We start from the raw sequence: 8,349 nt of genomic DNA on the forward strand, positions 1-8,349 counted from the left end.
ATTCAGGGGCAAGAAGCCATCTTGAACAGTCGGGCGTTGATTGTCGGGCTGGGTGGTTTGGGTTGTCCCGTTGCTATGTATTTGGCCGCGGCAGGTGTGGGACAGCTGGTGCTGGCGGATTTTGATGAGGTGGATCTGTCCAATTTACAGCGTCAAATTGCTCATGGCAGCAACGATATAGGAACAAATAAGGCGGTGTCAGCGCAGCAAAGTCTCAAGCAACTTAATGCGACCGTAGAAACTATTGTTATTTCTGAGCGTTTGGACGAAATGAGACTTCATGAAGAAGTGAAGTCGGCCGATGTAGTAATAGATTGCAGTGATAATTTCACCACCCGGCATGCTATTAACCGTGCCAGTGTCAGCAGCGGAACACCGCTGGTCTCTGGTGCGGCGATCCGGTTTGAAGGGCAGGTGGCGGTATTTGATCCAAGACAGGGCGAGGCTCCTTGTTACCGTTGCCTCTACGCAGAGGAATCGGATGAGAATCTAACCTGCTCCGAAAGCGGGGTGATTGCGCCTCTGGTGGGGGTGATCGGCTCTATGCAAGCACTGGAAACTTTAAAGGTGTTGGCGCAGGTAGGTCAGCCGCTAACTGCAAAGCTGATGATGTTTGATGGTCTGAGTGCCGATTGGCGTACGTTAAAGTTGCCCCGTGACCCGGCTTGCCCTGTGTGTCATCAAGGGAATAGAAGTTATTCGAAAGGCTAGCGGTGTTCAAAGATAGACCTGTCACAAGTTGTAAATTTATTGAATTGGCGGTAATGAGTTGGCAGATATGCAGTTAAAAACCGAGGCAAAGCACAGTGCCGTGGAGCTGATCAGAAAGTTCCAGCGGTTGTTTAAAGATCTGAATCACAAGCAGATCGCTGAACGCCTGGTAAAGCTGGTTGTGGCTCAGCCTGTGATTACCCGCTGTGTTCTGGTGGTGTGCCGTGATGATGAGTTGTATGTCGAAGCCATGGTTCATGGAGACACTTCCGTGAGCTTATCTGCACCACTGAATAGCTTTCAAAATCTTCCTCAGGGCTTAATCCGTCAGGCGTTTCACTCAGTTGAAGCCACAGGCTTCGAACTTGGTAGCGACAATGAGACGACTGCGTCACTCGGTTTGGGCGACCTCAAAGCGGATGTTCAGAGCGTGGCGGTTCAGCCTGTTGGGGATGAGGATAGCTCCGTGGCGGTGTACTACTGTGAATCCAGCACTGACCATGAGCAATTGCAGGCCGCTATGAGTCGTTTGGACAGCTTGTGGGCATTCAGTGGCCTGATGATTTATCAGGTTATCCAGATGCGCCACTATGCGGAGCAGGCGGATAAATTCCGCATCGCTGAACAGGCGCTTTGGGCCAGTGAAACCTACCTGAATGCGATCCTGTATTACTCGCCGGCGCTGATCTCAGTGAAGGATCTCGACGGTAATGTGGTGTTGGCCAGTGATCACTTTAAACACATCGAAGGAATCTCGGACGACGGTTATGTGGGCAGCAATATCCAGGATGTCTACGAGCCGGAGCTCGCCCAAAAGATTACTGAAGCTGACTCGCTCGTTCTCGAAACGCTGGAGCCTCATGAGCTTGAGGAAGAGATCCGCCACAAGGATGGTTCGCTCCATACTTACTGGATGGTGCGCTTCCCGCTGAGAGACAAGAAAGGAAAGGTCTTCGGTCTCTGTAGCATCAGTACCGATATTACTGAGCGTAAAAACGCCGAAGATGCGTTGCGCGACCAGCAGTCTCGCCTGAATTATATGGCGTTTCACGACTCCCTGACTTCTCTGCCCAACCGGGCATTGTTCTACGATCGCATTAATCACGGCCTGGCGCGGGCCCGACGCAGCGGGAATCGTCTGGCGTTGATGCTGCTCGATCTGGATCGTTTTAAGAATATTAACGACAGTCTTGGGCACGATGCCGGGGACATGTTTTTGAAAGCGCTGTCAAAGCGTCTTGAAGAAAATGTGCGAGATATGGACACCGTTGCCCGCCTTGGCGGGGACGAGTTTGTTCTGGTGCTGGAAGGCGTCCACTCGGAAGAGGATATTGCCTGCGTTGCCCGCAAGGTGTTGGCCAGTGTCGCGAGACCGATTAACGTGATGAAGCACGAGATTTCCACCTCGGCCAGTATTGGCATCAGCGTTTTCCCGCAGGACGGTGATGAGGCGGACAGTTTGTTGAAGCACGCTGATATTGCCATGTACAAAGCCAAAGAGGCGGGCAAGGATAACTTTAAATTTTATGCCGATGGCATGAGCGCATCGGCAGTGAACTTTTTGTTGCTGGAAAACGACCTGCGCCGAGCCATCGATACCGACCAGTTGTTGCTTCACTATCAGCCACAGTTTGATTTACAAACCGGAAGTCTGTTGGGGATGGAAGCGCTGGTTCGCTGGGAGCACCCCGAACGGGGTCTTGTGTCTCCCGCCCACTTTATTCCACTCGCGGAAGAGACCGACCTGATTGTCCTTCTGGGTGACTGGGTATTGCGTGCCGCGTGTCAGCAGCAAAAAATCTGGCTGCGCGAGGGGAAGTATTGTCAAAAAGTCTCTGTGAACCTGTCGCCGAGACAATTGCGTGAGCGTAGCTTTACGCAACGGGTGGGAGAAATTCTGAAACAAACCGGCTTGCCCGCCCGCTATCTTGAGCTGGAAATCACCGAGAGTTCGGCCATGGAGCATGCGGGTCAGACCATCAACATGATGAATGAACTCAATGCGATGGGGGTTTCACTGGCGATTGACGATTTTGGCACAGGCTATTCGTCGCTGGCGTATCTGAAGCGCTTCCCAATTCAGAAGTTAAAAATTGACCGCAGTTTTATCAACGACATTGCCACGGATCAGAACGACGCCGCAATTGCGAAATCCATTATCAACCTGGCCCACAACATGGCATTGAATGTGGTTGCTGAGGGGGTGGAATATGAAGAGCAGGCGGAGTGGTTGCGGCAACAAGGTTGCGATATGGTTCAGGGCTTTTTGTACGCCAAACCTATGTCGGTAGAGCAGCTGGATCAACACTTGCGCGGTGGCGAGTTCTATTCTACGGCCAATGTGGTGACTTTAAGCAATAAATTGGCTTGATCAATGATTGGCGTATTTTAGCTAATGGCCAGAGACAGTTTTTGTACCTGAGGCGACAAACTGAAGGTGCCGCTCAGATTCAACGTTAAATCCATCAGTTCGTCCCAGGCGTCGGCGCGGCGCAAGCCTTTGATCGCTTTGTCGATACCGTTTGCCTTGCGCAGCAGCATTTGCAGCTGGGTCAGTTTTAAGCGGCGCAGAGCGTTGGCGACCAGGGCTTTCCTTTTATCCCAAACCCCGGCACTTTTGGCAGCACGATCCAGTGGTTGGCCCTGCTGCATGGCGTGGGCAATCTGAGACAGTGTGCGGATTTCCCTTGCCAGTGCCCACAGGATTACTGTGGCATCGGTGCCTTCTCCTTTCAGCCCCTGTAGGGTGCGAACCGCAGAGCGAGCATCGCCGTGCAGGGCTTTATCGATCAAGTTGAATACATCGTAGCGGGCGCTGTCAGCCACGGAGCCGGCAATCATTTCGGCAGTGACCTGACCATCCACAGCCAGTAGTTTCAGTTTTTCAATTTCCTGGGCAGCGGCTAATAGATTGCCTTCAATACGGGCTGCCAGCATTTCAATGGCATCATGACTGGCTGTCATGCCGGCCAATTGAATGCGCTGATCAATCCAGCGGGGCAACTGTGGCGGCGCGATAGGCCAAATCTGCACAAAGGTCGCCACCTTGTCGACCGCTTTAAACCATTTGCTGCGTTGACTGCTGCCATCGAGTTTGGGCATCACAATCAGCAGTAGCGTGTCTTCAGGTGGGTTTTCGCAGTAGCGGGTCAGGGCTTTGCCACCCTTGTCACCAGGCTTGCCGTTGTCGATGCGCAGTTCAAGGATTTTGCGATCAGCGAAGAGCGACAGGCTGTTGGCGGAGGTTAGGAGTTCATCCCAGTCGAAGCTGGCCTCGGCGTGATGCAGCTCGCGCTCGGTGAATCCGGCCTTGCGGGCAGCCTGACGAATCAGGTCACAACTTTCCTGCACCAGCAGAGGTTCGTCTCCGCTGATGAGATAGACGGGAGCCAGCTGTTTGCGCAGGGCTCCATTCAGTTGATCAGGGCGCAGTTTGGCCATTGGTTTCGCTGTTGTTAATGGCAGAAGAGGAGGGCTCGACGGCCTCAGACGGGTTCGTGCTTTGAGCCTGTTCCTGGCTGACAAAGCGCAGGCGACGCAGGATCTGTTGAACCAGGTTGTTGCGCATTTCCTGCTTGATTAGACGCTCTTCTTCGGATTTTGCCACGACCGCATCACGGTTGAAAGTGTAAGAGCGGTAGGTGCTGGCATTGTTGTTGGCCACTTCTTCGCCGGCTTGATTGGTGATGCGGTAGTCGACGCTCATATTGAGTTCGTACTCAGCCGCCAGCGCATCGTTGCCGACGGAAACCGTGCGGCGATCCTGCTCTTCATTACTCAGGATAATACTGTATTGAGCTTCAGCAGAGTTGTCGGTGGTGGTGACATTGTTGGACACCAGAGTGCGTTTCAGGTCCGTGATCAGAGAGCCATGACTGTCGTCAGCCGTAACGAATACGCTTTCGAGATCCAGCGGCATACTCATGGAGCCTCGCAAGTGCCAGCCGCAGGCGCTTAACAAAGTCGTAGTAAGTACAGTGCTAACAAGGATGGTGAGCAATTTCTTCATAAAATATCCATTTTCTGATTATTTATATAACTCTGACAGTGTCATCGCGAGCTGCAGATAGTTTTCCCTGCGAGGCTCGCGATAACCTTATCTTTTGCTTTATTTAACGGCGAAAGTTACCAGTTTTCCGGGGATGACTTTGCACATTTTGATCTCTTTACCCTCCAGGAATTTCTGCACATTCGGATCGCTCTTGGCGAGTTCAATGATGCTGTCCTGGCTGGCGTCGGCGGCGACGTCCAGTTTGGCCCGTACTTTACCATTAATTTGCACGACCAGCTGAATCGAGGTTTTCACCAGAGCCGCTTCATCGACTTTCGGCCACTCGGCATCAATCACCTGATCGCCATTCCCCAAGGTCTGCCACAAAGCGTGAGCGATGTGAGGCACGATGGGAGCCAGCAGCAGGGTGGCGGACTCCAGCGCTTCACGTTCAACCGCACGGGTCTGGGACGAGGCACGGTCGGCGTTGCGGGTGATGTCGTTGAGCAGTTCCATCACTGCCGCAACGGCGGTGTTGAAGGTCTGGCGACGACCGAAGTCATCGCTGACCTTGGCAATGGTCTCATGAGTTTTACGACGCAGGTCTTTCTGGGCATCGTTCAGGGAATCCAGTGTTTCGGCATTCAACTCAGCGACGTCACCGGCGGCCAGGTGCCCGTGAACGGTTTTCCACAGGCGGCGCAAGAAGCGGCTGGCGCCTTCCACCCCGGAATCGCTCCATTCCAGCGTTTGCTCCGGGGGGGCTGCGAACATGGTGAACAGACGGACGGTGTCGGCACCGTATTGATCCACGGCGGTTTGCGGATCAATACCGTTGTTTTTGGATTTGGACATCTTGGTCATGCCGCCCATTTCCAGTTCGCCGGCTTCCGGGTGAGAGGCTTTCAAAACCTTACCCTTGTCGTCGCGTTCCAGTTCAACCTCAGCCGGGTTAAACCACGTTTTGCTGCCATCGTCGTTCTGTTTATAGAAGGAGTCCGCCAGTACCATGCCCTGGCACAACAACTGTTTGAACGGCTCGTCGGAGTTCACCAGACCTTCGTCGCGCATCAGTTTGTGGAAGAAGCGGGCGTAGAGCAGGTGCAGAATGGCGTGTTCGATTCCCCCTACGTACTGATCCACTGGCAGCCAGTAGTTGGCGCGATCCGGATCCAGCATGCCCTGTTCAAAATCTGGACAGGTGTAACGGGCGTAATACCAGGAGGACTCCATAAAGGTGTCGAAGGTATCGGTTTCGTGTTCCGCGCCTGCTGCGTACCAATCAGCTTTACGCCACTCGGTATCGGATTTGATGGGGCTGTTGGTGCCGTCCATGATCACGTCTTCAGGCAGCAGAACCGGCAGTTTTTCCATTGGCACCGGAATCTCGCCGCCTTCAGGCAGGTTCAGCATAGGGATGGGAGAGCCCCAGTAGCGTTGACGGGATACCCCCCAGTCGCGCAGGCGGTAATTGGTCTTCACGGAACCTTTGCCAGCGTCGTAGAGCGCCTTGGCAATGGCATCGAAGGCTTTCTTGAACGTCAGGCCGTCAAACTGGCTGGAATTGACCAGCTGGATGTCGGTCTTGCGGGCGTACCACTCCTGCCATTCGGAACTGGAAAATTCATCCTCGCCTTTCGCGGTGCTGGCAATGACCTGTTTGATCGGCAGGCTGTACTTGTTGGCAAAGGCAAAGTCACGCTCATCGTGCGCGGGTACCGCCATTACAGCGCCAGAGCCGTAATCCATCAATACGTAGTTGGCGATCCAGACCGGTACTTCTTCACCCGTCAGCGGGTGGATGGCCTTCAGGCCGGTATCCAGGCCTTTTTTGTCCATGGTGGCCATGTCGGCTTCGGCTACGGAATTGGTTTTGCATTCCTGAATAAAAGCAGCCAGTTCAGTATTGTCTTTGGCCAATTGCAGGCTGATGGGGTGCTCGGCGGCCAGACTGACGTAAGTTACGCCCATCAAGGTGTCAGGCCGGGTGGTGTAAACGTCAAAGCTGGTATGTTCTGCAACAGGAGCGGCTAAATCAAAGGTCATCTCGACACCTTTGGATTTGCCAATCCAGTTCTTCTGCATGGTTTTGACCTGTTCAGGCCAGTCCGGCAGACCGTCGAGGCTGGTTAACAGCTCATCGGCGTAATCGGTGATTTTAATGAACCACTGAGGAATCTCTTTGCGTTCCACCAGCGCGCCGGAGCGCCAGCCGCGTCCATCGATAACCTGCTCGTTCGCCAGTACCGTCTGATCCACAGGATCCCAGTTGACGGTCGCCATCTTTTTATAAACCAGACCCTTTTCGTACAGACGGGTGAAGAACCACTGTTCCCACTTGTAATAGCTGGGCTGACAGGTGGCCAGCTCACGGCTCCAATCAAAACCAAAGCCCAGGCTTTTCAGCTGGCCTTTCATATAGTCAACGTTGCTGTAGGTCCAGTTGGCCGGTGCAGTCTTGTTGGCGATGGCCGCGTTCTCGGCGGGCAGGCCAAAAGCATCCCATCCCATAGGGTGCAGAACGTTCTTGCCTTGCATGCGCTGATAGCGGGAGATCACATCAGTGATGGTGTAGTTGCGCACGTGACCCATATGCAGCTTGCCGCTGGGGTAGGGAAACATGGCCAGACAATAGAATTTCTCTTTGGATGCGTCTTCGGTTACTTCAAAACACTGTTGGGTGTCCCAGTCTTGCTGGGCCTGGGCTTCAATCGCCGATGGTTGATATTGCTCTTCCATTGTCTCCGTGGACCTGTCTGTAAACCTGCAATTGGACAATCAGAGGGCTGGTTAAGGCCGCCTGATGTCGCGGGAATAGTGATACGTGAGCGCGTCACACCGTCTGAGGCGGCAGGGCGTCACAAAGCGCAACATTATAGGCGCTGTCGGATGAGAAAGCGATGCAGCATTGATCCTACCAGGGTGTCGGGGAAGAGGGGTTTTGCTGTGCTTTTGCTCGTAAAACGACCAGAGGTGGCGTTATCAGGCTGTTTGGCCAAGAAAATCTTTAAGATCAAGTGCTTAAGTGTGGTGCGCAGGTCGATGATTTCGCCCTTTGAGGATGCGTGGCGCGAAAGGGAAAAGAGACTACAGGAATAATTGTTAAATTTTGTTGACAACGTTGTCTGGGTGCGTGTAGTTTTATTCTCAAGACAACGTTGTCCTCTCGTTAAGCTGATACAGCTGGACTGATACAGAAGCGGGAAGTTGTTTTCCTAAATAACGATAGTTCTGAACATTAAGAGCAAATGAACTCCATGTCTGAGGAGACTACATCATGGCGATAAATCTACGGGGTGCGATCCGTGCTATTAACAGTGCGGTTCTGGTTGGCGGTTCTTTAAGTGCAATGGCTTTGTCCGGGGCAGTGTATGCCCAGGACGATAAAGTCGAAAGAATTGAAGAGGTTGAGGTTTTGGGGATTCGCCAAAGCCTGCAAAAAAGTATGGATATCAAGCGCTTTTCAAGTTCTGTGGTTGATGCCATTACGTCAGAAGATATTGGCAAATTTCCAGATAAGAACGTAGCGGAATCCTTGGCTCGTATTCCTGGTGTGGCGATTTCCCGTGACTTCGGTGAGGGCCAGGGTGTCACAATCCGTGGTATGGAACCTTCCCGCAACCTGACTTTGGTGAATGGCCAAGCTG

General features: G+C 53.1%; 6 protein-coding genes. 3 read left to right on the forward strand and 3 right to left on the reverse strand.

The window, feature by feature from the left end; genetic code table 11:
• Both ACTG33_RS06375 and ACTG33_RS06380 read left to right on the forward strand, forming a co-directional pair.
• A partial coding sequence (locus tag ACTG33_RS06375; RefSeq protein WP_439134363.1) for a HesA/MoeB/ThiF family protein occupies positions 1-711 on the forward strand: 711 nt, incomplete at its 5' end.
• Positions 712-778: 67 nt separating this feature from the next.
• The gene (locus ACTG33_RS06380) at positions 779-3,082 is read left to right on the forward strand and encodes a putative bifunctional diguanylate cyclase/phosphodiesterase (RefSeq protein ID WP_439134364.1); all 2,304 of its coding nucleotides are present in this window, start codon (positions 779-781) and stop codon (positions 3,080-3,082) included.
• 17 nt (positions 3,083-3,099) lie between these two features.
• Here ACTG33_RS06380 and holA read toward each other — a convergent pair whose 3' ends face one another.
• From holA to leuS, 3 genes are all read right to left on the reverse strand, one after another.
• On the reverse strand, positions 3,100-4,152 hold the full coding sequence (gene holA, locus ACTG33_RS06385) for a DNA polymerase III subunit delta (protein WP_439134365.1): 1,053 nt from the start codon (positions 4,150-4,152) through the stop codon (positions 3,100-3,102).
• Positions 4,133-4,720, reverse strand: coding sequence for an LPS-assembly lipoprotein LptE (locus ACTG33_RS06390; RefSeq protein ID WP_439134366.1), 588 nt, complete (start codon positions 4,718-4,720; stop codon positions 4,133-4,135). The genes holA and ACTG33_RS06390 overlap by 20 nt, the downstream gene beginning before the upstream one ends.
• A 99-nt stretch (positions 4,721-4,819) precedes the next feature.
• Positions 4,820-7,441, reverse strand: coding sequence for a leucine--tRNA ligase (leuS, locus tag ACTG33_RS06395; RefSeq protein ID WP_439134367.1), 2,622 nt, complete (start codon positions 7,439-7,441; stop codon positions 4,820-4,822).
• 538 nt (positions 7,442-7,979) lie between these two features.
• Here leuS and ACTG33_RS06400 point away from each other — a divergent pair.
• Positions 7,980-8,349 (forward strand): TonB-dependent receptor plug domain-containing protein (locus ACTG33_RS06400; RefSeq protein WP_439134368.1); only part of this gene is annotated, 370 nt, incomplete at its 3' end.

It is taken from the genome of Pseudomaricurvus sp., from assembly GCF_965662505.1.
Lineage (GTDB): Bacteria > Pseudomonadota > Gammaproteobacteria > Pseudomonadales > Cellvibrionaceae > Pseudomaricurvus.